Annotated in this window: 25 protein-coding genes and 1 riboswitch; of the genes, 15 read left to right on the top strand and 10 right to left on the bottom strand. The window is 63.7% G+C overall.

What is annotated here, in order from left to right; all coding sequences use genetic code 11:
• Positions 1-81 precede the first annotated feature (81 nt).
• The 4 genes from LBW87_RS09650 (at position 82) to ruvC (ending at position 3,279) form a co-directional block, all read left to right on the top strand.
• Entirely contained in the window at positions 82-315 is a 234-nt protein-coding gene (locus LBW87_RS09650; protein ID WP_008117471.1) for a Fis family transcriptional regulator, read from the top strand.
• A gap of 82 nt (positions 316-397) precedes the next feature.
• On the top strand, positions 398-1,969 hold the full coding sequence (gene purH, locus LBW87_RS09645; protein ID WP_225201230.1) for a bifunctional phosphoribosylaminoimidazolecarboxamide formyltransferase/IMP cyclohydrolase: 1,572 nt from the start codon (positions 398-400) through the stop codon (positions 1,967-1,969).
• 120 nt (positions 1,970-2,089) lie between these two features.
• On the top strand, positions 2,090-2,740 hold the full coding sequence (yfcF, locus tag LBW87_RS09640) for a glutathione transferase (RefSeq protein ID WP_225201229.1): 651 nt from the start codon (positions 2,090-2,092) through the stop codon (positions 2,738-2,740).
• Positions 2,737-3,279, top strand: a complete 543-nt coding sequence (gene ruvC / locus LBW87_RS09635) for a crossover junction endodeoxyribonuclease RuvC (protein WP_225201228.1) — start codon at positions 2,737-2,739, stop codon at positions 3,277-3,279. The genes yfcF and ruvC overlap by 4 nt, the downstream gene beginning before the upstream one ends.
• On the opposite strand, the gene LBW87_RS09630 is transcribed toward ruvC, so the two are convergent.
• Positions 3,276-4,208: a DUF808 domain-containing protein gene (locus LBW87_RS09630; RefSeq protein ID WP_225201227.1), complete on the bottom strand. Its 933-nt coding sequence runs from the start codon at positions 4,206-4,208 to the stop codon at positions 3,276-3,278. The genes ruvC and LBW87_RS09630 overlap by 4 nt on opposite strands.
• Before the next feature lie 106 nt (positions 4,209-4,314).
• Between LBW87_RS09630 and ruvA the strand changes: the two genes are divergently transcribed.
• The 4 genes from ruvA to LBW87_RS09610 all read left to right on the top strand — a co-directional run bounded on the left by ruvA (position 4,315) and on the right by LBW87_RS09610 (position 7,462).
• A complete protein-coding gene (ruvA, locus tag LBW87_RS09625; protein WP_225201226.1) occupies positions 4,315-4,893 on the top strand; it encodes a Holliday junction branch migration protein RuvA in 579 nt (192 codons plus the stop codon).
• A 30-nt stretch (positions 4,894-4,923) separates the two neighbouring features.
• Positions 4,924-5,982, top strand: coding sequence for a Holliday junction branch migration DNA helicase RuvB (ruvB, locus tag LBW87_RS09620; RefSeq protein ID WP_225201225.1), 1,059 nt, complete (start codon positions 4,924-4,926; stop codon positions 5,980-5,982).
• Positions 5,983-6,142: 160 nt separating this feature from the next.
• Positions 6,143-6,985: a 2-keto-4-pentenoate hydratase gene (locus tag LBW87_RS09615; RefSeq protein ID WP_225201224.1), complete on the top strand. Its 843-nt coding sequence runs from the start codon at positions 6,143-6,145 to the stop codon at positions 6,983-6,985.
• A 9-nt stretch (positions 6,986-6,994) separates the two neighbouring features.
• Entirely contained in the window at positions 6,995-7,462 is a 468-nt protein-coding gene (locus LBW87_RS09610; protein ID WP_225201223.1) for a YaiI/YqxD family protein, read from the top strand.
• An 11-nt stretch (positions 7,463-7,473) separates the two neighbouring features.
• On the opposite strand, the gene LBW87_RS09605 is transcribed toward LBW87_RS09610, so the two are convergent.
• The 3 genes from LBW87_RS09605 to LBW87_RS09595 form a co-directional block, all read right to left on the bottom strand.
• Positions 7,474-8,622, bottom strand: a complete 1,149-nt coding sequence (locus tag LBW87_RS09605; protein ID WP_225201222.1) for a branched-chain amino acid ABC transporter substrate-binding protein — start codon at positions 8,620-8,622, stop codon at positions 7,474-7,476.
• 96 nt (positions 8,623-8,718) lie between these two features.
• The gene (locus LBW87_RS09600; RefSeq protein ID WP_225201221.1) at positions 8,719-9,171 is read right to left on the bottom strand and encodes a DUF2147 domain-containing protein; all 453 of its coding nucleotides are present in this window, start codon (positions 9,169-9,171) and stop codon (positions 8,719-8,721) included.
• Positions 9,172-9,336: 165 nt separating this feature from the next.
• Positions 9,337-12,147, bottom strand: a complete 2,811-nt coding sequence (locus tag LBW87_RS09595; protein ID WP_225201220.1) for a valine--tRNA ligase — start codon at positions 12,145-12,147, stop codon at positions 9,337-9,339.
• Positions 12,148-12,318: 171 nt separating this feature from the next.
• A riboswitch (TPP riboswitch) is annotated at positions 12,319-12,424 on the top strand.
• Between the two features lie 86 nt (positions 12,425-12,510).
• Between LBW87_RS09595 and thiC the strand changes: the two genes are divergently transcribed.
• From thiC to thiE, 5 genes are read left to right on the top strand one after another with little or no spacing between them, the layout of a single operon-like run.
• A complete protein-coding gene (gene thiC, locus LBW87_RS09590) occupies positions 12,511-14,436 on the top strand; it encodes a phosphomethylpyrimidine synthase ThiC (protein WP_225201219.1) in 1,926 nt (641 codons plus the stop codon).
• A gap of 1 nt (position 14,437) precedes the next feature.
• Positions 14,438-14,647 (top strand): sulfur carrier protein ThiS, encoded by a 210-nt coding sequence (gene thiS / locus LBW87_RS09585; RefSeq protein ID WP_225201218.1) that lies wholly within the window; start codon positions 14,438-14,440, stop codon positions 14,645-14,647.
• 29 nt (positions 14,648-14,676) lie between these two features.
• Entirely contained in the window at positions 14,677-15,486 is an 810-nt protein-coding gene (locus tag LBW87_RS09580; RefSeq protein WP_225201217.1) for a thiazole synthase, read from the top strand.
• Positions 15,483-16,304 carry a bifunctional hydroxymethylpyrimidine kinase/phosphomethylpyrimidine kinase gene (gene thiD, locus LBW87_RS09575; RefSeq protein ID WP_225201216.1) on the top strand — a complete coding sequence of 274 codons (822 nt, stop codon included), beginning with the start codon at positions 15,483-15,485 and terminating at the stop codon, positions 16,302-16,304. Before LBW87_RS09580 ends, thiD begins: the two co-directional genes overlap by 4 nt.
• Positions 16,305-16,322: 18 nt before the next feature.
• Positions 16,323-16,958 (top strand): thiamine phosphate synthase, encoded by a 636-nt coding sequence (gene thiE / locus LBW87_RS09570; RefSeq protein ID WP_225201215.1) that lies wholly within the window; start codon positions 16,323-16,325, stop codon positions 16,956-16,958.
• An 84-nt stretch (positions 16,959-17,042) separates the two neighbouring features.
• Here thiE and LBW87_RS09565 read toward each other — a convergent pair whose 3' ends face one another.
• The 3 genes from LBW87_RS09565 to aroQ all read right to left on the bottom strand — a co-directional run bounded on the left by LBW87_RS09565 (position 17,043) and on the right by aroQ (position 19,711).
• Complete coding sequence (locus LBW87_RS09565; RefSeq protein ID WP_225201214.1) at positions 17,043-17,537, bottom strand: Dps family protein; 495 nt, start codon at positions 17,535-17,537, stop codon at positions 17,043-17,045.
• A 202-nt stretch (positions 17,538-17,739) separates the two neighbouring features.
• Complete coding sequence (locus tag LBW87_RS09560; protein ID WP_225201213.1) at positions 17,740-18,963, bottom strand: MFS transporter; 1,224 nt, start codon at positions 18,961-18,963, stop codon at positions 17,740-17,742.
• Positions 18,964-19,144: 181 nt separating this feature from the next.
• On the bottom strand, positions 19,145-19,711 hold the full coding sequence (gene aroQ / locus LBW87_RS09555) for a gamma subclass chorismate mutase AroQ (protein ID WP_225201212.1): 567 nt from the start codon (positions 19,709-19,711) through the stop codon (positions 19,145-19,147).
• Positions 19,712-19,932: 221 nt separating this feature from the next.
• Here aroQ and LBW87_RS09550 point away from each other — a divergent pair, with 221 nt between their 5' ends.
• Positions 19,933-22,218: a UvrD-helicase domain-containing protein gene (locus tag LBW87_RS09550; protein WP_225201211.1), complete on the top strand. Its 2,286-nt coding sequence runs from the start codon at positions 19,933-19,935 to the stop codon at positions 22,216-22,218.
• A gap of 108 nt (positions 22,219-22,326) precedes the next feature.
• On the opposite strand, the gene LBW87_RS09545 is transcribed toward LBW87_RS09550, so the two are convergent.
• The 3 genes from LBW87_RS09545 to LBW87_RS09535 all read right to left on the bottom strand — a co-directional run bounded on the left by LBW87_RS09545 (position 22,327) and on the right by LBW87_RS09535 (position 24,936).
• On the bottom strand, positions 22,327-22,884 hold the full coding sequence (locus tag LBW87_RS09545; protein WP_225201210.1) for a DUF4337 domain-containing protein: 558 nt from the start codon (positions 22,882-22,884) through the stop codon (positions 22,327-22,329).
• Between the two features lie 126 nt (positions 22,885-23,010).
• A complete protein-coding gene (locus LBW87_RS09540) occupies positions 23,011-23,925 on the bottom strand; it encodes a carbohydrate kinase family protein (protein WP_225201209.1) in 915 nt (304 codons plus the stop codon).
• 45 nt (positions 23,926-23,970) lie between these two features.
• Positions 23,971-24,936 carry a sugar-binding transcriptional regulator gene (locus tag LBW87_RS09535; protein WP_225201208.1) on the bottom strand — a complete coding sequence of 322 codons (966 nt, stop codon included), beginning with the start codon at positions 24,934-24,936 and terminating at the stop codon, positions 23,971-23,973.
• Positions 24,937-25,166: 230 nt separating this feature from the next.
• On the opposite strand from LBW87_RS09535, the gene LBW87_RS09530 reads away from it, so the two are divergent.
• Complete coding sequence (locus tag LBW87_RS09530) at positions 25,167-26,537, top strand: ABC transporter substrate-binding protein (RefSeq protein WP_225201207.1); 1,371 nt, start codon at positions 25,167-25,169, stop codon at positions 26,535-26,537.
• The last annotated feature ends 86 nt before the right edge of the window (positions 26,538-26,623 follow it).

Genomic DNA, 26,623 nt, shown 5'->3' with positions numbered 1-26,623 from the left:
GGCACGGACAGTTCCATGGGGACGCCAGGGCAGCAGCGGCGCACGGAGCCACGATGTCGATAAAAAGAAGCAGCAACAGCAATGAGCAAAGAAAGCATTGAGGACGTGGTCAAGAAGAGCCTGGAAAAATACTTCCGGGATCTGGGCGAGCAATTGCCGACCAACGTGTACGACATGGTCTTGTCCACCGTCGAAAAGCCGGTGTTCGAGACTGTGATGGCGCGCGCCGAAGGCAACCAGTCGCAGGCCGCCGAGATCCTCGGCATCAACCGCAACACGCTGCGCAAGAAGTTGCAGCAGCACGGCCTGCTCTGAACGCGGGCGCCGCCGCCGACCTGCCGCAAATGACCGTGACGGTCTTTCGATATTCCATCTTCATTTTCCAGTCTTGCCTACCATGATCAAACAAGCCCTCATTTCCGTTTCCGATAAGGCTGGCGTGCTCGAATTCGCACGCGCGCTGTCCGCCATGGGCGTCGAACTCCTGTCCACCGGTGGCACTGCCAAGCTGCTGGCCGACAATGGCGTCAAGGTGACCGAAGTCGCCGACTACACCGGTTTTCCGGAAATGCTGGATGGCCGCGTCAAGACGCTGCATCCGAAGGTGCATGGCGGCATCCTGGCGCGCCGCGATTTTCCCGAGCACGTGGCCTCGCTGAACCAGTTCGACATCCCGCCTATCGACATGGTGGTGGTGAACCTGTATCCGTTCCAGCAGACCGTGGCCAAGGAGCAATGCTCGCTGGAAGACGCGATCGAGAACATCGACATCGGCGGCCCGGCCATGCTGCGTTCGTCGGCCAAGAACCACAAGGACGTGATCGTGCTGTGCGATCCGACCGACTATGACGGCGTGCTGGCCGAACTCAAGGCCAGCGGCGACCTGCCTTACGAAAAGCGTTTCGCGCTGGCCAAGAAGGTGTTTGCCCACACCGCCCAGTACGACGGCGCCATCACCAACTACTTCACCGCGTTGGGCGAAGACCACCAGCACGCCACCCGCAGCGCCTATCCCGAAACGCTGAACCTGCACTTCGAGAAGGTGCAGGACATGCGCTACGGCGAGAACCCGCACCAGAGCGCGGCGTTCTACCGTGACGTCAAGCAGGTCGACGGCGCGCTGGCCAACTACACCCAATTGCAGGGCAAGGAACTGTCCTTCAACAACATCGCCGACGCCGATGCGGCGTGGGAATGCGTCAAGACCTTTTCTGCCGCCGATACCGCTGCCTGCGTCATCATCAAGCACGCCAACCCCTGCGGCGTGGCCATCGGCGCCAATCCGCTGGAAGCCTATAGCAAGGCATTGCAGACCGACCCGACCTCGGCCTTCGGCGGCATCATCGCCTTCAACCGCACGCTCGACGGCGCTGCCGCCGAAGCCGTGGCCAAGCAATTCGTCGAGGTGCTGATCGCGCCATCGTTCTCGGACGAGGCAAAGCAGGTCTTCGCGGCCAAGCAGAACGTGCGCCTGCTCGAGATCCCGCTGGGCGACGCGCTCAATGGCTACGACTTCAAGCGTGTCGGCGGCGGCCTGCTGGTGCAGTCGCCGGATGCCAAGAACGTTTTGTTGTCCGATGTGCGCGTAGTCAGCAAGCTGCAGCCGACCCAGCAGCAACTGCAGGACCTGATGTTTGCCTGGCGCGTGGCCAAGTTCGTCAAGTCCAACGCCATCGTGTTCTGTGGCAACGGCATGACGCTGGGTGTCGGCGCCGGCCAGATGAGCCGCATCGACTCAGCCCGCATCGCTTCGATCAAGGCCCAGAATGCCGGCCTGACGCTGGCCGGTTCGGCGGTGGCGTCGGATGCCTTCTTCCCGTTCCGCGACGGCCTCGACGTGGTGGTGGACGCCGGTGCGACCAGCGTCATCCACCCGGGTGGATCGATGCGCGACCAGGAAGTGATCGATGCCGCCGACGAGCGTGGCGTAGTGATGCTGCTGACCGGTACGCGTCACTTCCGTCATTGATGGCCGTGGCGTCAACTGCATGATCAACGCCCGGCGCTGCCGGGCGTTTTGCTTTAATGTAGCGGACAACCAGTGCGCCATCGACCAGGCGCCCAAGACAAGATCATCAGGGAGACCCACTTGACCACCCCCCAACTCAAGCTCTACGTCGACGCCCAGTTCATCAGTCCCTACGCCATGTCGGCGTTCGTCACGTTGACCGAAAAGAAGTTGCCGTTCGAACTCCTGACGATCGATCTGTCGACCCGCCAGAACCAGGACAGCAGTTATGCCAGCGTGTCGCTGACGCGCCGGGTACCGGCCTTGTCCGAGGGGGATTTTCATTTGTCCGAATCGACCGCCATCTCCGAATACCTCGAGCAGCGCTTTGCCGCGCCGGACTATCCCGCCGTCTATCCGGCCGATGCCCGGCAACGCGCCAAGGCGCGCGAGATGCAGGCCTGGCTGCGCAGCGACCTGATGCCGGTGCGCCAGGAACGGCCGACTGAAGTGGTGTTCTACGGAGACGGCTATGCGCCGCTGTCGCCGGCGGCGCGGGCTGCTGCCGACAAGCTGGTGGCAGTGGCCCGTGCCGCGCTGGACGGGCGTGAATCGCTGTTCGACCAGTGGAGCATCGCCGACGTCGACCTGGCGCTGATGATCAACCGCCTGGCCATGCCCGGCGACGCCGTGCCGGACGACCTGCGCCAGTACGCACAGCGGCAATGGCTGCGGCCGTCGGTGCAGCAATGGGTGCAACAGGCGCAGTCGATGAAGGCGGCCAACCCTTGAAGATCATCGGTATCGATCCCGGCTTGCGCACCACCGGCTTTGGCGTCATCGACAAGCAGGGCAACCAGCTTGCCTATATTGCATCGGGCACCATCAAGACGCCCGACGGCGACCTGCCGTCGCGCCTGAAGGTGATTCTCTCCAGCGTGTCGGAAGTGGTGCGCACCTACGCGCCCGACTGCGCCGCCATCGAAAAGGTGTTCGTCAACGTCAACCCGCACTCGACCCTGCTGCTGGGGCAGGCACGCGGTGCGGCCATCTGCGCGCTAGTCAATGCCGATCTGGCCGTGGCCGAATATACCGCGCTGCAGGTCAAGCAGGCCGTGGCCGGACATGGCAAGGCGCAGAAGGCGCAGGTGCAGGAAATGGTGGCGCGCCTGCTGCACCTGCCAGGTTTGCCCGGCACCGACGCCGCCGATGCACTCGGGGTGGCGATCTGTCATGCCCATGGCGGCGACACCCTGGCGGCGCTGGGCGCGCTGGCGCCCGGATTGGCGCGTAAGGGATTGCGCCTGAAGGGCGGACGCCTGGTAGGCTAACGCTTAAAGGCGCCGAGCAGGCGCTTGACCGCTTCGACCGCCAGCACCACCACGCCACCGGCGACGACGCCGAACAGCGCATTGAGCACGGCCGGCGTAATGGCCGCCAGCACCGTCCCCAGCAGGGGCACGGCCGCCACCACGGCAGTGGCGCTCTCGATGCCATGATGGGCAAACGGCAGGCCATGCGTGAGGATGCCGCCGCCCACCATGAACATGGCCACCGTGCCGATCACCGACAGGCTGCGCATCATCGCCGGCGCGGCCGCCAGGATGGCGCGCCCGAGTCGTGCCTTCAATTGGCCGAAGCCGCTGCTGCCGGCCGTGCGCAGCAGGTACAGGCCGCCGTCATCAAGCTTGACGATGCCGGCCACCAGGCCATATACCCCAACCGTCATGATCAGCGCAATGCCCACCAGCACCGTGATCTGCTGCTGCAGCGAGGCTCCGGCCACGGTGCCCAGCGTGATGGCGATGATCTCGGCCGACAGGATGAAGTCGGTGCGCACGGCGCCACGGATCTTTTCTTTTTCAAGCGCGACCGGATCGACATCGTCGGCCACGGCGGCAGCATCGTGATGTTCGTCACCCGGATGCAGGTATTTGTGGGCCAGTTTCTCGGCGCCCTCGAAGCACAGGAAGGCGCCGCCCAGCATCAGCAGCGGCGTCACCGCCCACGGGATGAAGGCGCTGATGGCCAGCGCCGCCGGCACCAGGATCGCCTTGTTCTTGAGCGAGCCCAGCGCCACTGCCCACACCACCGGCAATTCGCGATCGGCCTTGACCCCGGCCACCTGCTGGGCGTTGAGCGCCAGATCGTCACCGAGCACGCCGGCGGTCTTCTTGGCGGCGACCTTGGTCATCGCCGAAACATCATCGAGGATCGACGCGATATCGTCGATCAGTGCAAACAAGCTGCTGCCAGCCATGGTGGTCCTTTGTTCTGTAATGGTTGGGCCGGATACTGTTTATCCGAACAGTACGGTATCATTCGGTGATTATCGTCGAACCCGCCACGAGCACAACAATTACGCCATGATCGGTCGCCTCTCCGGAACCCTGTTCGAAAAAAATCCCCCGAATCTGCTGGTCGATTGCAACGGCGTCGGCTACGAAATCGCCGTCCCCATGAGCACCTTCTACAACCTGCCCGCGCTGGGTGAGAAGGTGGTGCTGCTGACCCACCTGGCCATTCGCGAAGACGCGCACGTGCTGTTCGGGTTTGGGACCGCCGAAGAACGCAATACGTTCAAGGAGCTGATCAAGATTTCGGGCGTCGGCGCGCGCACCGCGCTGGCGATCCTGTCGGGCATGTCGGTGGCCGACCTGGCCCAGGCCGTGACGCTGCAGGAAGCTGGCCGCCTCACGCGCGTGCCGGGCATCGGCAAGAAAACCGCCGAACGCCTGCTGCTCGAACTCAAGGGCAAGCTGGGCGCCGATCTCGGTGTGGCCGGTGGCGCGCTCCATGGCGACGCCAGTTCCGACATCCTCAACGCCCTGCTGGCGCTGGGTTACTCCGACAAGGAGGCGACCCTGGCCATGAAGCAGGTGCCCAAGGAAGCCGGTGTATCCGACGGCATCAAGCATGCGCTCAAGGCCTTGTCCAAAGCGTAACGGCACAGAGCAGGCAAACAGGAGCCAGGCATGAGCATCCAGACCGACGATTTCTCCGAACAGCGCATCATCGCCGCTACCCCGGCCTCGCCCAACGAAGAGGCCATCGAGCGCGCGTTGCGCCCCAAACAGCTCGACGAATACGTCGGCCAGGAAAAGATCCGCAACCAGCTCGAGATCTTCATCTCTGCCGCCCGTGGTCGCGGTGAGGCGCTCGACCATACGCTGCTGTTCGGACCACCCGGACTGGGCAAGACCACCATGGCGCACATCATTGCGCGCGAGATGGGCGTCAACCTGCGCCAGACGTCCGGCCCGGTCCTCGAAAGAGCCGGCGACCTGGCGGCGCTGCTGACCAACCTCGAAGCGCATGACGTGCTGTTCATCGACGAAATCCATCGCCTGTCGCCGGTGGTCGAGGAGATCCTCTATCCGGCGCTGGAGGATTATCAAATCGATATCATGATCGGCGAAGGACCTGCGGCACGCTCGGTGCGGCTCGACCTGCAGCCCTTCACGCTGGTCGGCGCCACCACCCGCGCCGGCATGCTGACGAACCCCTTGCGCGACCGTTTCGGCATCGTCGCCCGGCTGGAGTTCTACACCCCGCCCGAGCTGGCGCGCATCGTGACCCGCAGCGCCGGCCTGCTCAATGCGCCCATCGTGGAAGAGGGCGCGCTGGAGATCGCCCGTCGCAGTCGTGGTACGCCGCGCATCGCCAATCGGCTGCTGCGCCGGGTACGCGACTATGCCGAGGTCAAGGGCAGCGGTCGCATCACCCGCGAGATGGCCGATGCCGCGCTGGTGATGCTCGATGTCGACCCGGTCGGGTTCGACCTGATGGACCGCAAGCTGCTCGAAGCCGTGTTGTTCAAGTTCGGTGGCGGCCCGGTCGGGTTGGACAACCTGGCCGCCGCCATCGGCGAAGAACGCGACACCATCGAAGACGTGCTCGAGCCCTACCTGATCCAGCAGGGCTACCTGCAACGCACGCCGCGCGGCCGTATCGCCACGCCGGCGGCGTACCAGCACTTTGGCGTGACCGCGCCGCGCACCGGCGCCAACGCCGAGCTATGGGGCGGCGCCTGAACCGTATCGGTGTCTTGTCATTCAGGAAACTTGATGCTTCGATAATGGAATTCGATGACGGTTGAGCACAGCGTCGCATAAAAGCGAGTTTTTACTTGTGCAAAAACTAATCGTCATCGACAATGGATAGCTATTCACTATCTTTCGATGTGAGCCTGTCATGCTAATGTCGAGCCAAGCAAGCCGTTACGCCCATCAACTGCTCGATGCGCGGGCCAATTCCCGGCTCATCCCTCTGATTTCCAAGACCGAGACGTTGTCGATCGACGACGCCTACGACATCGCCCACAGCATTCGCAACATCCGGGTGGCGCAAGGTGAGCAGCCGATCGGTCGCAAGATCGGTTTTTCGGTGCACAAGTCCTGGTCGCGCTACGGCGTCACCGATGATGCACGCACGCCGATCTGGTCGCCGGTCTTCGATACCACCGTGCGCTTTGCCGACGACAATCATGGCCTGCAATCGCTGGCCGGCGCCGTGCAGCCGCGCATCGAACCCGAGATCGTCTTCAAGCTGGGCAAGACCCCGGCGCCCAACGCTTCGCTGGATGAACTGGCGGATTGCCTGGAGTGGATGGCGCACGGCTTCGAGATCGTGGTGTGCCCGTTCGAGAAGTGGGAATTCACAGTCGCCGATTCGATTGCCGCCTTCGGCTTGCACGGCACGCTGATCATCGGCGAGCCGCATGTGCTGTCATCGGCCACCCGCCATCACCTGCCGCAGATTCTGGCCAGCGCCACCGTGTCGCTGTCGTGCAATACCAAGTCGTCCAGCGTGTTGCGGGCCGCCGGTTTCTGCAACGACGAGATGGACAGCCCCTTGCATGCGCTGTGGCACCTGCACCAGCTGCTGCAGAAGCAATCGCGCTTCCGTCGCCTGCAGGCGGGTGAAATCATCACCACCGGCACCTGGACCGATGCCCTGCCGATCGAGCCGGGCCAGACCTGGGTCTCGGCCTTTTCGAGCGTGACCTTGCCGGGGCTGACGGTTTCTTTTGTCTAAGTCATTCCAATGAACATCTGGGTCGACGCCGATGCCTGTCCCGGCGTCATCAAGGACATGCTGTTCCGGGTCGCCGACCGCACCGGCATCGTGGTGACGCTGGTGGCCAATCGCAGTCTGCGCACACCCCCTTCGCGGTATATCAAGTCGATCGTGGTGCCGGCCGGTTTCGACGTGGCCGACAATGAAATCGTGCGCCTGACAGACGCCGGCGACCTGGTCATCACAGCTGATATCCCGCTGGCTGCGGCCGTAGTCGAGAAGGGCGGCAGCGCGCTCAACCCGCGCGGCGAGATGTACACCCGCGAAAATATCGGCCAACACCTGGGCATGCGCAATTTCATGGAAGAGCTGCGCAGCAGCGGCGTCGAAACCGGCGGTCCGGCCGCCTTCAGTGCCGCCGACGGCCGCGCATTCGCGCGCGTGCTCGACCGCCTGGTGGCGCAGCGCAAGCCGCCGGCGGCGACCGCGCAATAGCCTTCGGCGAGTCAGTTGCCGGCCTTGACCAGCTTGCGCACCACCCAGCGACCCTGTTCGGTCTGATACAGGGTAAATACCGGATTCTTGAGGGTGCCATCAGGGTTGAAGGCCATGGGCTGCATCAGGCCATTGTGGCTGACCTCCCGCAACGCGCCGATGATGCGCTGCCGCTCCGGCACGCCTGCGAGGCGGATGGCAGCCGCCATCACGTACACGCAGTCATAGGCGAACATCGCAAACGGCGCCGGTTCGCGATGGAACAATGCCGTATAGCGCTTCCGAAACACCTCCATTCTTCCACTGTTTTCCTTGGGCAGGCCGGGCACGATGGCATAGATGTCTTCATCCGTGTGGCTGGTCCTTTCCAGGAACTGGGATGAGACCACCGGCCCGGTCAGCAGCAATTTGGCCGTGATGCCGAGGCGCTTCAGGTTGCGCGCGATCACCGCGCTCTGGGTGCCGCGGCCGGTAAACAGGATCAGTTCGGGACGTTCCTGCCTGGCCAGCAGCAACGGCGGATTGAAGTCGGACGTCTGGGTGCTGACCGATTGGCGCAGCACATCGATGCCGGCGGCCCGCGCGTATTTCTCGAACGAGTCCGCCATGGCCACGCCCAGCACGGCGCTGTCATCAATCACCATGATTTTCTTGAGCGACAGCCGTGGCATCAGGTATTGCAGCGTATGGCGCATGGCGCTGTCATCGCTGCCCACGCCCTGGAAGTGATTCTGACCGGGCAGCATCGAGAACAGGCTGCTCCACGAGATCGGCGCCAATTGTGCGATGCCCGCTTCGGTGTAGATCGGCGCCGCAGCGATGCTGGCGGTGCTGGTCCAGTGGCCGATGACGGCTACGGCATCGGTCTTGCTCAGGTAGCGGGCAAAGTATTGCGCCAGGCGCACATCGGCCTTGTCGTTCTGCACGTTGAGTCGCAATGCGAGCGCGCCACGTGGCCGGGCGGCGTTGATCTCATCGATTGCCATCTGGGCCGCTTGCGCGCCGCTGGCGGCATCGGGGTCATCCATCGGGCCCACGAAGGCGATGGTGACTTCCCTGTTTTCCTGCGCTTGAAGTGGATTGAGGTGAAGGCATGCCAGCAGGCACGCCAAGAAGCATGTCGGCAGCCGCAGCATGGCCGAACGAAACAATGGCAACATTTGATCCCCCGATCGGGCGTAGCCTGCATTCCCCTGTCACGCAGACTAGCAAGTTATATCGGGGGGAGCAACGCTTGCCGTTCGGCAAACCAGGTCCTACTCTTCGCGCACCCAGGTCTGGGTACGACCCAGCATCGGCATACCGACGTAACCGCGCACATTCAGTCTCTTGCCGTCGTCCAGCACCGTCAGCTTGCTCTTGTAGATCTTGCCATTGGCGGGGTCGAGGATTTGCCCGCCGCTGTACTCGTCGCCATCCTTCTTCAGGCCCGACAGCACCGTCAGGCCGATGATCGGCTGCCCCTTCAGGTCGCCTTCGCACTTCTCGCACAGCGGGTTCTGGTCCTGGTCGGGGGCGCGGAACAGCTTCTCGATCTTGCCAGACAGTTCACCGTTGCTCTCGGTGATGCGCACCAGCGCCTTGGGTTTGCCGGTGGCGTCGTCGATGTTCTTCCACAGGCCTACCGGCGAGCCGTCGGCCAGGGCGCAGGTGGCGGCCAGCAGGCCGGTGAGCAGGACGAGGCAATGGATGGGGGTGCGCTTGGTCATGGTTGTCTCCAATGAATATCGTTATTTAATAAAAGCACGATTGTTCTAATTTTTTGAGATCAGTGTAGACAACGCCAGGGCTTTGGGCAAGCCCCGTTCCTTGGGCAAGAAAAAAGCCGCCGTCCTGCACAGGACGACGGCTTTCATCGGCGACGAAGCGAAAAGTTACTTCAGCTTCGCCAACTGCTCTTTCAACTTATCCACAGTCGCGCCGAAGTTGGCCAGGCGTTCCTTCTCCTGCGCCACCACGGCTTCAGGCGCGCGCGCCACGAAGCTTTCGTTGGACAGCTTGCCTTGCGCCTTGACGATCTCGCCGCTCAGGCGGGTGATTTCCTTGCCCAGGCGTTCGCGCTCGGCGGCGACGTCGATCTCGACCTTGAGCATGAGCTTGATCTCGCCGACGATGGCCACCGGCGCCGGCGATTCCGGCAACTGGCTCACCACCTGCGTCTCCGACAGGCGCACCAGGCCCTGCAGGTAGGGCAGGAACGACTGCACCGATGCGGCGTCGGCCGCTTCGACGATCAGGGGCACGCGCAAGGACGGCGCCAGTTGCATTTCGCCACGCAGGTTGCGGCAGGCGTCGGTCAACAGGCGGAACTGCGCCATCCAGGCTTCGGCCTCGGCGTCGATCTTTTCCAGGTCGGGCTGTGGATATTTCTGGCGCATGATCGAGTCGCCCGCCGCATCGGGCTTGCGATCGGTCAGTGGCGCCACGCTCTGCCACAGCGCTTCGGTGATGAACGGCAGCACCGGGTGCGCCAGGCGCAGCACGGTTTCGAGCACGCGCAGCAGGGTACGGCGGGTGGCGCGCTGTTGTGCCTCGTTGCCGTTCTGGATCTGCGCCTTGGCCATTTCCAGGTACCAGTCGCAGTACTCGTCCCAGACGAACTTGTAGATGGCGGTGGCGATGTTGTCGAAGCGGTAGTCGGCGAAGCCCTTTTCGACCTCGGCCTCGGTACGCTGCAGCAGCGACACGATCCAGCGATCCGCCTGCGAGAACTGCAACTGCTCCTTGTCGCACACGCCCTTGACGTGACCATCGAAGCCGCAGTCCTGGCCTTCGGTGTTCATCAGCACGAAACGGGTGGCGTTCCACAGCTTGTTGCAGAAGTTGCGGTAACCCTCGCAGCGGCTGAGGTCGAAGTTGATGTTGCGACCCAGCGTCGCCAGCGAGGCAAAGGTGAAGCGCAGCGCATCGGTGCCAAAGGCCGGGATGCCGTCGGCGAATTCCTTGCGGGTCGCCTTTTCGATGGCAGTGGCCTGCTTCGGATTCATCAGGCCGACGGTGCGCTTGGCCACCAGTTCGTCCACGCCGATGCCATCGATCAGGTCGATCGGGTCCAGCGTGTTGCCCTTCGATTTCGACATCTTCTGGCCGCTGCCGTCGCGCACCAGGCCGTGCACGTACACGGTATCGAACGGCACCTGGCCGGTGAAATGCGTGGTCATCATGACCATGCGTGCCACCCAGAAGAAGATGATGTCGAAGCCCGTCACCAGCACCGTCGACGGCAGGAACAGCTTGTAGTCAGGCGTCTGTTCGGGCCAGCCCAGGGTCGAGAACGGCACCAGCGCCGACGAGAACCAGGTGTCGAGCACGTCTTCGTCGCGCTTGACCGGCTTGCCGCCGGCCTGCGCCAGCGCTTCGGCTTCGGTGCGGGCCACATAGATCTTGCCGTCTTCGTCGTACCAGGCCGGGATCTGGTGGCCCCACCACAGCTGGCGCGAAATACACCAGTCCTGGATATTGTTGAGCCACTGGTTGTAGGTGTTGCTCCAGTTCTCGGGCACGAACTTGATCTCGCCTGAGGCGACCTTCTCGAGTGCGGTCTCGGCAATCGACTTGCCCGGGAAGTAAGTGCCTTCCGGGGCCGGCTTGCTCATCGCCACGAACCACTGGTCGGTCAGCATCGGTTCGATCACCACGCCGGTACGGTCGCCACGCGGCACCATCAGCTTGTGCGGCTTGACCAGTTCCAGCAGGCCCAGCGCGTCGAGGTCGGCCACGATCTGCTTGCGGGCTTCGAAGCGATCCAGGCCCTGGTACTTCTCGGGGCCGTTCTCGTTGATCTTGGCGTCCAGCGTCAGGATGCTGATCTTTTCCAGGTTGTGGCGAGCGCCGACCTGATAGTCGTTGAAGTCATGCGCCGGGGTGATCTTCACGCAGCCGGTGCCGAATTCCTTGTCGACGTATTCGTCCTTGATGATGGGGATCTCACGACCCACCAGCGGCAGCGTCAGCATCTTGCCCACCAGCGCAGCATAGCGCTCGTCGGTCGGATCGACTGCAACGGCGACGTCGCCCAGCATGGTTTCGGGACGGGTGGTGGCGACCGTGATGTGACCGCTGCCGTCCGCCAGCGGATAGCGGATGTGCCACATCGAGCCGTCTTCTTCTTCCGACACCACTTCCAGGTCCGACACCGCAGTGCCCAGCACCGGGTCCCAGTTGACCAGGCGCTTGCCGCGATAGATCAGGCCTTGTTCGTAGAGGCGCACGAAGACTTCGGTGACCGCCTTCGACATCTTCGGGTCCATCGTGAAATATTCACGATCCCAGTCGGTCGAGGCGCCCATGCGGCGCATCTGGCCGGTGATGGTGGAGCCGGATTTTTCCTTCCACTCCCATACCTTCTCGACGAATTTCTCGCGGCCGAGGTCATGGCGCGACACCTTCTGCGCATCGAGCTGGCGCTCGACCACGATCTGGGTGGCGATGCCGGCGTGGTCGGTGCCGGGAATCCAGGCGGTATTGAAACCGCGCATGCGATGGTAGCGGGTCAGGCCATCCATGATGGTCTGGTTGAACGCATGGCCCATGTGCAGCGTGCCGGTGACGTTCGGCGGCGGCAACTGAATCGCGAACGAAGGCTTTTCGGGGGCGGTGGTGGCGGCGAAGTACCCGCGCTTTTCCCACTCTTCGCGCCAGAATTTCTCAATCTCGGCAGGCTCGAACGACTTGGCTAATTCCATGATTTGACGTGTGTTTTTGCGAAACCGTCCATTATAAGGGAGCCAGGCCGCCCGTGGCGCGCCGGCGCGATCCGCAGGCCATATTGCTGGATTGCAAACCTGCACGATATGGCTTGCGGGATCGGGACAGAGGTGTAGAATCCGGCCCACGACAAGCAGCACGCATCACCGTCGTACCGCTAGGGGTCCTGGCAGCCGCAACAAGGCTGGCCGGGTGAGAAATACCCTTGAACCTGATCTGGATAATGCCAGCGAAGGGAAGCAACCGGCAGCAAGACGTCCGACCCACCGCCTTCCGGCGGGGCGAACGCTCTCTCCCGCAACCTCCTTTGCTGGCTCCGAGCCAACCGCAAAGGAGCCAAAATGAATGCCAATCCCAAGTTCCTGTCCGCCACCGCCACGGTGGATGAGGCAGCGATACAGCCACTGCCCAATTCCCGCAAGATCTACGTCGAAGGCTCGCGCCCCGATATCCGCGTGCCGATGCGCGAGATCAGCCAGTCCGACACCCCGGCCATGTTCGGCGCCGAGAAGAACCCGGCGATCACGGTCTACGATACCTCCGGCCCCTATACCGACCCGAGCGTGAAGATCGACATCCGCGCCGGCCTGTCCACCCCGCGCCTGCCGTGGATCGTCGAGCGCAATGACACCGAAGAGCTGGATGGCCCGAGCTCCGAATACGGCCAGCAGCGCCTGAACGATCCGGCGCTGGCTGAGCTGCGCTTCAACCTGCACCGCAAGCCGCGCCGGGCCAAGGCCGGCGGCAACCTCAGTGGCAATGTTACGCAGATGCACTACGCCCGCCAGGGCATCATCACGCCCGAGATGGAATTCGTCGCCATCCGCGAAAACATGCGGCGCCGGGAATACCTGGAGCAGTTGAAGGCGTCCGGCCCGATGGGCGCCAAGCTGTCGGCCCTGATGGGGCGCCAGCATCCCGGCCAGTCCTTCGGGGCCTCGATCCCGGCCGAGATCACGCCCGAGTTCGTGCGTGACGAAGTCGCGCGCGGTCGCGCCATCATCCCGGCCAACATCAACCATCCCGAAGTCGAGCCGATGATCATCGGCCGCAACTTCCTGGTGAAGATCAATGCCAACATCGGCAACTCGGCGGTGACCTCTTCCATCGGCGAGGAAGTCGAGAAGATGACCTGGGCCATCCGCTGGGGCGGCGACAACGTGATGGACCTGTCCACCGGCAAGAACATCCACGAAACGCGCGAGTGGATCATCCGCAATTCGCCGGTGCCGATCGGCACCGTGCCGATCTACCAGGCGCTGGAGAAGGTCAACGGCAAAGCCGAAGACCTGACCTGGGAAATCTTCCGCGACACCTTGATCGAGCAGGCCGAGCAGGGCGTGGACTACTTCACCATCCACGCCGGGGTGCGCCTGCAATACGTGCCGCTGACCGCCTCGCGCATGACCGGCATCGTCTCGCGCGGCGGCTCGATCATGGCCAAGTGGTGCCTGGCGCACCACCGCGAATCGTTCCTGTACGAGCACTTCGAAGACATCTGCCAGATCATGAAGGCCTACGACGTCAGCTTCAGCCTGGGCGATGGCTTGCGTCCGGGCTCGATCTACGACGCCAACGACGAGGCGCAACTGGGTGAGCTGCGCACCCTGGGCGAACTGACCAAGATCGCCTGGAAGCACGACGTGCAGGTGATGATCGAAGGCCCCGGCCACGTGCCGATGCACCTGATCAAGGAAAACATGGACCTGCAGCTGGAGCAGTGCCACGAGGCGCCGTTCTACACGCTGGGCCCGTTGACCACCGACATCGCCCCCGGCTACGACCACATCACCTCCGGCATCGGCGCGGCCCAGATCGGCTGGTACGGCACGGCCATGCTGTGCTACGTGACCCCCAAGGAACACCTGGGCCTGCCCAACAAGGTCGACGTCAAGGACGGCATCATCACCTACAAGATCGCGGCCCACGCCGCCGACCTGGCCAAGGGCCATCCGGGCGCGCAGATCCGCGACAATGCGCTGTCCAAGGCGCGCTTCGAGTTCCGCTGGGAAGACCAGTTCAACATCGGCCTCGACCCTGACAAGGCGCGCGAATTCCATGACGAGACCCTGCCCAAGGACTCGGCCAAGGTGGCGCACTTCTGCTCGATGTGCGGTCCCCATTTCTGTTCCATGAAGATCACCCAGGAAGTGCGCGAATACGCCGAGAAGCAGGGTATCTCCGAGATCGATGCATTGAAGCAGGGGATGCAGGTCAAGGCGGTCGAGTTCGTCAAGATGGGCGCCGAGATCTATTCGAAGCAGTGACATGAACCTGCGCATCGAACTCAATGGCAAGCCGCATCTGCTGGACGCCAGCTGCCGCTCCGTGGCGCACCTGATCGATAGCCTCGACCTGGGTGGCCGCGCCGTGGCGGTAGCGGTCAACCGGCGTGTGGTGCCGGCCCCGCAATGGGGCGCCTACCTGCTGGAAGAGGCCGACCTGGTAGACGTGGTCAAGGCCATCGGCGGCGGTTGAGCGCCGCCCATTTTCGAAAGGAAATTGAAATGAACATGAACGACACGCCCGTCCTGCAACAGGAACCGGGCCTGACCATCGCCGGCAAGACCTACGGCTCGCGCCTGCTGGTCGGTAGCGGCAAGTACCAGGACCTCGAACAGACCCGCGCGGCGACCATCGCCAGCGGCGCCGAGATCATCACGGTGGCGATTCGCCGCGTCAACATTGGCCAGGACCCGAACGCGCCCAGCCTGCTGGACGCGGTGCCGCCGTCGCAATTCACGATCCTGCCCAATACCGCCGGCTGCTACAACGCCGAGGATGCGATCTATACGCTGCAACTGGCGCGTGAGCTGCTGGGCGGACGGCAACTGGTGAAGCTGGAAGTGCTGGGCGACGAGAAGACCCTGTTTCCCAACATGCCCGAAACCCTGAAGGCGGCCGAAGTGCTGGTCAAGGACGGTTTCGACGTGATGGTCTATTGCAGCGACGACCCGATCCAGGCGCGCATGCTGGAAGACCTGGGGGTGGCCGCAGTCATGCCGCTGGCGTCGCTGATCGGCTCGGGCATGGGCATCCTCAATCCGTGGAACCTGTCGCTGATCATCGAGCAGGCCCGGGTGCCGGTGCTGGTGGATGCCGGGGTGGGTACGGCATCCGACGCCGCCATCGCCATGGAACTGGGATGTGATGGTGTGTTGATGAACACCGCCATTGCCGGCGCCCGCGATCCGGTGCGCATGGCGCATGCGATGAAGCTGGCGGTGCAGGCCGGGCGCGAGGCTTTCCTGGCCGGACGCATCGCCCGCAAGTTTGCTGCTTCGCCATCCTCGCCGATGGCCGGCCGGGTGGCATGAGCGCGCAGTCGTATCGCGCCACGCCGCCGTGCGTGCTGGTCTTCTCGGGATCGGATCCCAGCGGCGGTGCCGGCATGCAGGCCGATATCCCGGCCATCAGCGCGCTCGGCGCTCACCCGCTCTCGGTGCCCACCGCACTCACGGTGCAAGACAATGTGGCCGTGTTTGCGGTGCATCCGGTGTCACCCGAGCTGGTGCGCCACCAGGCCCAGGTGCTGATCGACCGCTTCGATATCGCCGCCGTCAAGCTGGGCATCGCCGGCAGCCTGGCCAATGCCGAAGTGATCGCCGACCTGATCCGCCAGTTGCGTGCGCGCAGTCCGGACTTGCCGGTGGTGCTCGACCCGGTGCTGGCCAATGGCCGCGGCGACAATCTTTCCAAGGATGATGCGGCGCGCGTGCTGGAGCCGTTGTTCGCGCTGGCCACCGTGATCACGCCCAATCTCAACGAAGCGCGTCGCCTGTGCGGCGATGGCGCGCCACAGGCCCAGGCGGCGGCGCTGTTGCAGCGCGGCTGCGCCAATGTGCTGCTCAAGGGCGGACACGGGCCGCAAGAACAGGATGTGGTCAATCGCTGGTACGGCGCGGCAGCGGCCGACGAGCTGGGTCGCTGGCAATGGCCGCGCCTGCCCGACGAATTCCACGGCAGCGGTTGCACGCTGGCCGCGGCGCTGTCGGCATGCCTGGCGCGCGGCCTGTCCATGCAGGACGCCATCGTGCTGGCGCAGCGCTATACCCAGCACAGCCTGTCGTGCTCTTATGCGATCGCGCCGGGGCAGCGGATTCCCGATCGCGTCGCCATTTTCGATGCCGCCTGAGCGGCAGGAGATCACACCATGAATCCAGCTTATGCCAAGCACCTGCGGGGCTTGTATATCGTCACCCCGGACTGGGACGACACCGAGCAATTACTGGCCGCCACCGAGCTGGCATTGAACCAGGGCACGGCGCTGGTGCAATACCGCCACAAGACGGCATCGCCGGCGTTGCGCCTGGAGCAGGCCGGGGCGCTGCTGGCGCTGTGTCGCCGCCACGGCGTGCCGCTGGTCATCAACGACCATGTCGCGCTGTGCAACGCGCTCGATGCCGATGGCATCCATGTGGGCGGCACCGACGCCTCGATTGCGGAGGTGCGACATGCGGTGGGACCGGAGCGGATTGTCGGCGCCTCTTGCTACGGCACGCTGGCGCTGGCGCACGCGGCCTGGAAAGACGGCGCCAGCTATGTCGCCTTCGGCGGTTTCTATCCGTCGCGGGTCAAGCAGTATGACTTCCGTACCGAGCCCGGAATCATCGCCCAATCGAAGCGCGAGATCCCGTTGCCGGTGGTGGTGATCGGCGGCATCACGCTCGAGAATTCCGCCCCGCTGGTGGCGCAGGGGGCCGATATGGTGGCCGTCATCAGCAGCGTCTACCTGGTGCCGGAGCACGAGCGCAAGACGCGCGAGCTGGTCGCACTATATCGTCCATGATGCCCGTGATGCCATAAAAAATGCTGCCCGGCCGTCAGGCGGGGCAGCATTTCGATGACGCTGATGTGCTGATGCGGCAGGCGCTCAGCCTTCCAGCAGGCTGCGCAGCATCCATGCATTCTTTTCGTGCAGCTGCATGCGCTGGGTCAGCAGGTCGGCGGTCGGCTCATCGGCGGCGGCGTCGACTGCCGGGAACAGCGAGCGCGCGGTGCGGGTGACGGCTTCCTGGCCGGCCACCAGCTGGGCGATCATTTCTTGCGCATTGGGCACGCCGTCAGCCTCGGGGATCGACGACAGGCGGGCGAAGTCCTTGTACGAACCCGGTGCCGGATAGCCCAGGGCGCGGATGCGCTCGGCGATCTGGTCCACGGCCAGCGCCAGCTCGGTGTACTGGCCTTCGAACATCAGGTGCAGCGTGTTGAACATCGGGCCGGTCACGTTCCAGTGGAAGTTGTGGGTCTTCAGGTAGAGCGTGTAGGTGTCGGCCAGCAGCTTGGACAGGCCATCGGCAATCTTCTTGCGATCCTTGTCGTTGATGCCGATGTTGATCGCGGGGGCAGCTACGTTCTTCTTTGCCATTCTTCTCTCCTTGGGGATGTGTGGGTGACGGACATCGCGATTCTATTGCAAATCGCGCCAGCGACTTGTTTTTGCGACGCTGTGATGACTCTGCAGATGGGGTAACTGTTCCGCATTTCAACGAGAATTACCCTTGAAAATACCAATGGGGCCGATAGCGGTGATGCTATCGGCCCCATTGGCGTGTGGCGTTGTGACCGGATCAGCTATTTTGCTGCGCGCTGCGATAGAGCGACAAGGTCAGCGCCACCGCGCCCAGCGCCGCAATCGCCGCAAACAGGAATACCTGCGGGTAGCCCAGCTGGCCCACGATCAGGCCGGCCAGCGGGCCGGTGAAGCCCAGCGCCAGGTCGAGAAACACCGAATACGCCGCCAATGCCGCGCCCCGATTGGCCGCCGGCACCACCTTGACCGCTTCCACTCCGAGCGACGGAAACACCAGCGCAAAACCGAAACCGGTCAGCGCCGCGCCCAGCATGGCGACTTCGGGCGTGCCGGCCACCCACAGCAGCACCAGTCCCACCGCTTCGGTCAGGAAACTGACGATGGCCACGCGATAGCCGCCGAAGCGGTTGATGGCGTTGGCGAACAACAGGCGCGAACCGACGAACGCGGTCGAGAAGGCCGTCAGCGCGAAGGCCGCGTTACCCCATTGATGATCGGCGTAATACAAGGTGATGAAGGTCGCGATCGAACCGAAGCCGATGGTGCCGAAGGCCAGGCCCATGCCATAGGCGAATACGCGTCGCAGCACCAGCTTGAAGGACAGCCGCTCGCCCTGGATCACCGGCACCATCGGGCCGCGGCGCGCCAGCAGGAAGCCCAGCAGCGTCAATGCTGCGCTGGCGATGCCGATGGTCGCGAAGCCCAGCGAACGATCGAGAATCACGCCCAGCGGCGCGCCGATGGCCAGCGCGCCATAGGTGGCGATGCCGTTCCACGAGATCATCTTGGCAGTGTTCTCGGCGCCCACGCGGCCGATGCCCCACATGATGGCGCCGGTGCCGACCAGGCTTTCGCCCAGGCCCAGCAAGGCGCGGCTGACGAACAGCAGGACCAGGCTCAAGAACGGCAACGGTTGCGCCAGCGCCGCGACCAGCAGCAGCACGCCGCTGCCGGTACACAGCAGCATGCCGCGCATGACGGTCTGCTTGGCGCCGACGGTGTCGATCATGCGACCGGCATTGGCGCGGCTGATGAAGGTGGCAAAGTACTGCACGCTGATGCCCAGTCCGGCGATCACCGAGCTGTAGCCCAGATCGACGTGGATATAGCCAGGCAGCACCGCCATCGGGATGCCGATGGCCAGGTAGACCACGAAGGTATAGAAGGCGGTGGAAAGGATTTGCGAGGTGACCTTGGCGCGCGTGAGCGCAGGCGCCACAGGCGTGGTCGCAGGAGCAGGACTACAGGAATCGTCGGACATGATGGGGAAAAGGGTACGAGGACGCCGCAAGCGCCGCAGGGCGCATGAACGACAGCGATAATTTTACTCTTCCCGATTGAATGCTGCAGGACAGCAAACCGTTTTCATGCAGGTAGCCCGGATTTGGTCGTATTTGCGCGACGATGTCGAAATGACAATGGGGTGTTTGGCCGGCGGGGCTTTAATCACATCGCAATGCGTCGATCGCCTTGCTTTGCACCGGAGGCGAATAGGCGTCGCCCAGGATCTCGGGTGTCAGTTCCTGGAGCGCGCGCATTACCGAAGGATCGCATTGGCGGCCTTGCAGTGGCGTCATCGCGGTCAGGATTTCGGGCGTGAGCCGGTCCAGCACAGGACGCACTTCAAGCCCAAGATCGGGCGGATTGGCAAACGGCGGACGCTGTTCTTGCCGCCACTGGCGATGCAGGTCGCGTTGCACCACCTTGCCGGCATCGAACTGGTCCTGGAAGAAACGGCGGCTCCATTGTTCGTCGAGCCCCATGCCGCGCGCCTGCCTGGCGACTTCGTCAAGGATGATGCGCTCGCGCGCCGGGTCGTCGATCGGTGCGCCCGAATTCCATTTGCTGCGCGCCACGGTGGCGGCGACGTCCAGTCGCGACTTCTGCAGCGACAGCAACTGGCGGACGTTGGAACGCAGGGCGCTGGGCGGCGCAGAGGCGCAGGCGACGATCATCAGGGGCGCCAGCAGGAAGGAGCAGAGCGTGATCAGGCGGGACAGGGGAAGCATGGGCATCATGATGGGCGCGAGTGAGCAATGACAGGCATGGACGGCGGAAACGAAGAAGATTAGCGCAAGCGGTCGCATTGCGGATTCAGATTTGTTTGAGATTTACCGGTTTCTCGGACCTGGCCGTCGGCGCAGCAGGCTGGACCTGCCTGCCGCGTGCGGCCGAACGTGCAGGCCGGTCGGGCTCAGCCTGAAGGGGCCGTGGCCGTATAATGTGCGCCATGCAAAACCTTCTCCACAATCTCAACGACGAGCAGCTTGCTGCCGTGACATTGCCGGCGCAGTCGGCGCTGATCCTGGCCGGCGCCGGTTCCGGCAAGACCCGGGTGCTGACCACGCGCATCGCCTGGCTGATCCAGACCCAGCAAGTGTCGCCTGCGGGCATCCTGGCGGTGACCTTCACCAACAAGGCCGCCAAGGAAATGACCACGCGCTTGTCGGCGATGCTGCCCATCAATACCCGCGGCATGTGGATCGGTACCTTCCACGGCCTGTGCAACCGGCTGCTGCGCGCGCATCACAAGGATGCAGCGCTGCCGCAGACCTTCCAGATCCTCGATTCGCAAGACCAGCTCTCTGCCATCAAGCGCCTGCTCAAGGCGATGAATGTGGATGACGACAAGTATCCGGCGCGTAACCTGATGTACTTCATCAACAGCGCCAAGGACCAGGGACTGCGGGCGCAGGATGTCGAGGCCCACGACGACTACAACCGCAAGTTCGTCGAACTCTACGAACTGTACGACCAGCAGTGCCAGCGCGAAGGCGTGGTCGATTTCGCCGAGCTGCTGTTGCGCACCTACGAATTGCTGAGCCGCAACCAGCCGCTGCGCGAGCATTACCAGGCGCGCTTTCGCCACATCCTGGTCGACGAGTTCCAGGATACCAACGACCTGCAATACAAGTGGCTCAAGCTGCTGGCTGGCCCCGAGCGCGGTGGCGCGGCGGTGTTCGCCGTGGGCGACGACGACCAGAGCATCTACGCTTTCCGCGGCGCCAATGTGGGCAACATGACTTCGTTCGAGCGCGAGTTCCGGGTCGAGAACCTGATCAAGCTCGAGCAGAACTATCGTTCGCATGGCCACATCCTGGATGCGGCCAACATGCTGATCGCCAACAACAGCGGCCGCCTGGGCAAGAACCTGCGTACCGACGCCGGCCATGGCGAACAGGTGCGGGTGTACGAATCGAGCAGCGACCTGCAAGAGGCGCAATGGATCATCGAGCAGGTCAAGGACCTGATCGCCGAAGGCTGGAGCCGCAGCGAGATTGCGCTGCTGTACCGCTCCAACGCCCAGTCGCGGGTGCTGGAGCACGCGCTCTTCAGTTCGGCCATTCCGTATCGCGTGTACGGCGGCCAGCGCTTCTTCGAGCGCGCCGAAATCAAGCACGCCATCGCCTACCTGCAGTTGATGGATAACCTGCACAACGATTCGGCCTTCCTGCGGGTGGTGAACTTCCCCACGCGCGGCATCGGCGCCAAGGCCATGGAGCAGTTGCAGGATGCGGCGCGCCAGCAGGGTTGCTCGCTCTACGCGGCGGTGCCCTATGTGGCCGGCAAGGCCGGCTCGTCCCTGAACGCCTTCATCAACCTGATCGAGGGCGCGCGTTTCGAGACCCAGCAGCTGCCGCTGCCGGAGACGGTCAACGTGGTGCTGGATCGCTCGGGCCTGATCGCGCATTACCGCAACGAGAAGGAAGGCGCCGACCGCATCGAAAACCTGGAGCAGCTGGTCAGCGCGGCTACCTTGTTCGTCTCGGAAGAGGGCTATGGCCTGGATGCGCCGGCCTTCCTGGGCCCACAGGCGCAGGCCAGCGCCGGCGAGGCCATCGGTTCATCCGATGGCATACAGGTGATCGATGCCGATGCGCCGCTGGTGACCATCATGTCGCCGTTGTCGGCTTTCCTGTCGCATGCCTCGCTGGAAGCGGGCGACAACCAGGCGCAGGCTGGCCAGGACGCCTTGCAGTTGATGACGGTGCACTCGGCCAAGGGGCTGGAGTTCGATGCGGTGTTCATCACCGGCATGGAAGAGGGTTTGTTCCCGCACGAGAACAGCGCCAAGGAAGACGGCGGCGTCGAGGAAGAGCGCCGCTTGATGTATGTGGCCATCACGCGCGCCCGCAAGCGCCTGTTCATGACCTTTTCGCAGACCCGCATGTTGCATGGCCAGACTCGCTACAACCTGCGTTCGCGCTTTCTGGCGGAGTTGCCCGAAGAATCGCTCAAGTGGCTCTCGCCCAAGCTGCAGGAACGCAGCTGGTTCGCCTCGCCCAAGGCGGCCTGGGACGAGGCGCCCGAGTCGGGCAACAACCGCATTGCGCAGAATTTCTCGCGTCCGGATTCGGGTTGGCGCATCGGCCAGAACGTGGCGCATGCCAAGTTCGGCGAAGGGGTGATCGTCAATATCGAAGGCGGTGGCGGCGCGACCCGCGCGCACATCAACTTCGGCAAGTTCGGGATGAAGTTGCTGGATCTGTCGATCGCCAAGCTCGATAAGGTTTAGTTTGAGTAAAGACGCTGGGTCCCTGCCTTCGCAGGGACGACGGGAAATGACTAATGCCTCGTCGTCCTGACGAAAGTCAGGACCCAGCGTCTTCTTGTCTTGCCCGCCTCAGACCGCGCCGATAATACCCATCGCCACAAAGCCCAGCGCCACCACGCCGATGCCCATCGACAGCCAGGCCAGCATGCCCACGGCGGTGATGATGGTGGCCGAGGCCAGCACGATCGCCACTTGCAGCATGCCGGCCGCCATCTCCAGCTTCTCGTATTTTTCCATGTAGGCGTGCGCTTCGTGCTCGGCGTCGCGGGCCTTGTGGGCTAGCTGCTTCTTGCCTTCGCCCGACTTCTCGTCGTCGTCATAATGCGCCACCGCATCATCGAGCTTGGCGATGGCCGCGCGCACGCGTTCATCCTTGGCGTCGCCCAGCAGGCTCAGTTGGGTCTTGGCCAGTTGCGCACTGTTGCCGCGGATCGATTTTGCCTGGAAGAACGCCCACAGGTTGGCCGCCTCCTGATGCTTCAGGATGACTTCGGTCTGGTAGGACTTGCTCAGGGTTTCGGTGACGGCCAGCACCAGCGCCAGGATGGCGATGAGCAAGGCGAGCTTCTTGTTGCCGGACGCGTGCGCGTGCTCGGCGTGTTCCAGGTGTTCGGTGGCTTCGGACATGATCGTTGTTGTGTTGGAGTAAGTCGGAGGCCGCCCCTATCCCTCGATTTACGGGCGACTCCCGACAAACGGCCCAGCGTCATTCCGGTTGACCGCCAACACGATCAGTCATCGTTTAGTTATCTGTTAATGCGAGTGGCCGCGCTGGATCAAGGCTTGCACTTCGTCCCAGGTGGCGGCATAGGCGCCGGCGCGCGCCGCTGCCAGCGCGGCGCCGGCGGCCGCACATTGCAGGTGCGCCTGGGCCGGCGCCTGTGGCTGGCGCAGCAGGCTGGCGATCCAGCCGCCCATCGAGGCGTCGCCGCAACCCACGGTGTCGATCACCTTCACCGCATAGGCCGGCTGCAGCAGCACCTGCCCGTCCTTGATCCACTGCATGCCCTGCGCGCCCAGCGTCAGCAGGATCTCGGCCTGGGGCGCCATGGCCTGCAAGGTGGCCAGTGGCGTCGGATCGCTGGCGAACAGGCGGCTCAAGTCTTCATCCGACACCTTCACATAGTGCGACAGCGACAGCAGCTCGCGCAGCAGCGGACGATAGCCCGGGTTATCCATCAGCTTGCGCCAGTTGGGATCGAAGGCGATCTTGCGGCCTGCCTGCGAGGCCACGCGTGCCACCTGCAGCAGCCGCTGCGCCAGCGGTTCGCGGGCCAGGCTGATGCAGCCGAAATGCAGGACCTGCACCTCATCGAGCCAGTCCGGCGGCAGCCGGGTCGGGTCGAAATGCAGGTCGGCGCTATCGTCGCCGATGAAGAAATAATCGGGCGGGGTGGTTGAGGTCACCATCGCCAGCAACGGCGCCTTGGCCACTTGCTGGGTGAAGCGCATGTCGAGCCCGGCTTCGCGGGTGAGGGCATACAGCTCTTGCCCGAAGACATCGGTGCTGACGCTGCCGGCATAGCCGGTGGGCACGCCCAGTCGGGCTGCTGCGCGCGCCACGTTCCAGCAGGCGCCACCGGCGATGGCGCGCCACTGGCCATCGGGCTGGCGAATGAAATCGGTCAGTGCTTCACCAAAAACGACAAATCGGGCAGCGTGGGTCATCCGGGGCTTTCGTCAAACGGTCAGGGCCAATGGCCGGTTTTCAATTCAGTTCAGGTCGAGCGCATGACGGGCGCAGGCCTCGTCGGTCACCAGCCCGGTCAGCCAGCCGCCGCGCAGCGCGGCGCGCACTGCTTCAGCCTTCTTGCTGCCGCCGGCCAGGGCGATCACCGGACGCTTCGGGTGTACTGCCAGCGGCGGCGTGGTGATGCGCGCCGACAGCGGCGAACGCAGCAGGTTGCCGTCGCGATCGAAGGCATGGCAGATCAATTCACCCACCGCACCTTGCTGCTGCAATTGCAGCACTTCCTGGGCGTCGATGAAGCCGTCTTCGTGCATCGCCCCCTGCAGCGCGATGGTGCCGATGCCGAGGAAGGTGACATCGGCGCGTTCGGCCAGGCCGCTGACGATCTTGTAGGCGCGGTGATTGCACCACTGCTGGCGGTCGCTTTCGCTTTCGGCCACACGTGGCGCCGGCAGCAGGTAGAAGCGCGCCTGCAATTTTTCGGCCGCCTGCAGCGCCACGTCGTAGCGATTGGCCGAGCCGTCCGAGGCGAAGGCGCCGATCATCGAGACGATCTGGTGCTGCGGGCGGGCGATGTCGTCGAGCTTTTCGATGGCCGCCTTGAGCGTGCGCCCGGAACCGACATTGACCACCAGCGGGGTCTCGGTGCCAAGATATTGCTCCATCAGCTCGGCGCCAGCCACGGCCAGCATCTGCTGCACCTCTTGCGCCTCATGCGGATTGTCGCCGCCGCCGGCGCCCGGCACCACGCGGCAGGTATCGAGTCCATAGCGTTGCTGCAGGCCCTGCGCCAGTTCCAGGCAGGACGATACCGGATGCGTGATCCGCACCTTCACAAGATTGGCGGCGCCTGCATGGGCCACCATGCGCTGCGCCATCTGGCGCGAGATGCCGAGCCGCTCGGCGATCTCGTTCTGGGTATTGCCTGCCACGTAGTACATCCAGGCGGCGCGGGCCGCCAGGTCGAGTTTGGATGCAGCAGTTGACATGTTCTCCTTAAGCGCCCCTGATCGGCGGCATGTCTGTTTGTAATGTGACCATCATTCTACGGCGAGTTTTTGCATGTGATGAAGCCTGATTTGGGCAATTGCTCAATCAGAATGCAAATGCTTGACAAGTCCGGAAGGATACTTGATTATTTGCTCGCGAAAACAGTAAAAGCTCAAAACCAGTCGATCACGCCATCAGGCGGATACGACACATAACTACGGAGACAAGCATGCACACCATCGCGCCCCGGCCCCTCGTCCGTCGACGTTCGGGCCTCACGGCTTTCCTGCGTTCCGCCTGCATCACTGCCGGCCTTACCACCGCTGCGGCGAGCGGCCTGGCGCAAGCCGAGCCGGTCACCATCAATATCGCCTCGATCAACAATCCCGACATGATCGAACTGCAGAAGCTGGCACCGCAGTTCGAGAAGGCCAATCCCGACATCAAGCTGCGCTGGGTGACGATGGAAGAGAGCGTGCTGCGGCAGCGCCTGACCACCGACATCGCCACCAACAGCGGTCAGTTCGACCTGATGACCATCGGCGCCTACGAGGCGCCGATCTGGGCCAAGAAGGGCTGGCTGGCGCCGATGAGCGGCTTGCCGGCCGACTATGACGAAGCCGACCTGATCAAGCCGGTGCGCGAAGGATTGACGGTCGACGGCAAGCTCTATGCGCTGCCGTTCTATGCCGAGAGCTCAATGACCTACTATCGGCGCGACCTGTTCGAGCAGAAGAAGCTGAGCATGCCGCAAAAGCCGACCTGGGAAGACATCGGCAAGCTGGCCGCGCAATTGCATGACCCGGCCAAGGGCGTGTACGGCATCTGCCTGCGCGGTCGCGCCGGTTGGGGCGAGAACATGGCCATCGTCACCACCATGGCCAATGCCTGGGGCGGTCGCTGGTTCGACGAGAAATGGCAGCCGCAATTGACCACGCCCGAATGGAAGAAGGCGGTCAACTTCTATGTCGACCTGCTGCGCAAGTACGGGCCGCCTGGATCGAGCTCGAACGGCTTCAACGAAAACCTGGTGCTGTTCTCCAGCGGCAAGTGCGGCATGTGGGTCGACGCCACGGTGGCCGCCGGCATGCTGTATCACGGCAAGGATTCCAAGGTAGCCGACAAGACCGCCTTTGCCCCGGCGCCGATGGCCGAGACCGATCGCGGCTCGCACTGGTTGTGGATCTGGTCGCTGGCGGTGCCCAAGTCGTCCAAGTCGCAGGAAGCGGCCAAGAAGTTCGCCGCCTGGGCCACCTCCAAGGAGTACATCAACCTGGTCGCCAAGGATAGCGGTTGGGCGCTGGTGCCACCTGGCACCCGTCAGTCGACCTACGCCTCGGCCGAGTACAAGAAGGTGTCGCCGTTCTCCGACTTCGTGCTCGATGCGATCCAGACCGCCGACGCCAACAAGCCGACCGTCAAGCCGGTGCCCTATACCGGTGTGCAGTTCGCCACCATCCCCGAGTTCCAGTCGATCGGCACCGTGACCGGGCAGGCGATTGCCGGCGCGCTGGCGGGCAAGGGCACGGCCGACGCCGCGCTGGAAGCCTCCCAGGCCCAGGCGGTGCGGATGATGCGCCAGGGGCGCTACCTGAAGTAAGCAGTTCTGCCGCGCCCGTCCGGATTGTTCGGAGGGGCGTGGCGGTCGGTATCGTGGTCTTGTATTGGCCGCGCATTGGTCAATCC

Origin of the sequence: Herbaspirillum sp. alder98 (genome assembly GCF_020179755.1) — a bacterium.
In the GTDB taxonomy this organism is placed as follows: domain Bacteria; phylum Pseudomonadota; class Gammaproteobacteria; order Burkholderiales; family Burkholderiaceae_D; genus Herbaspirillum.
This window is presented reverse-complemented; position numbering and strand designations above follow the sequence as displayed.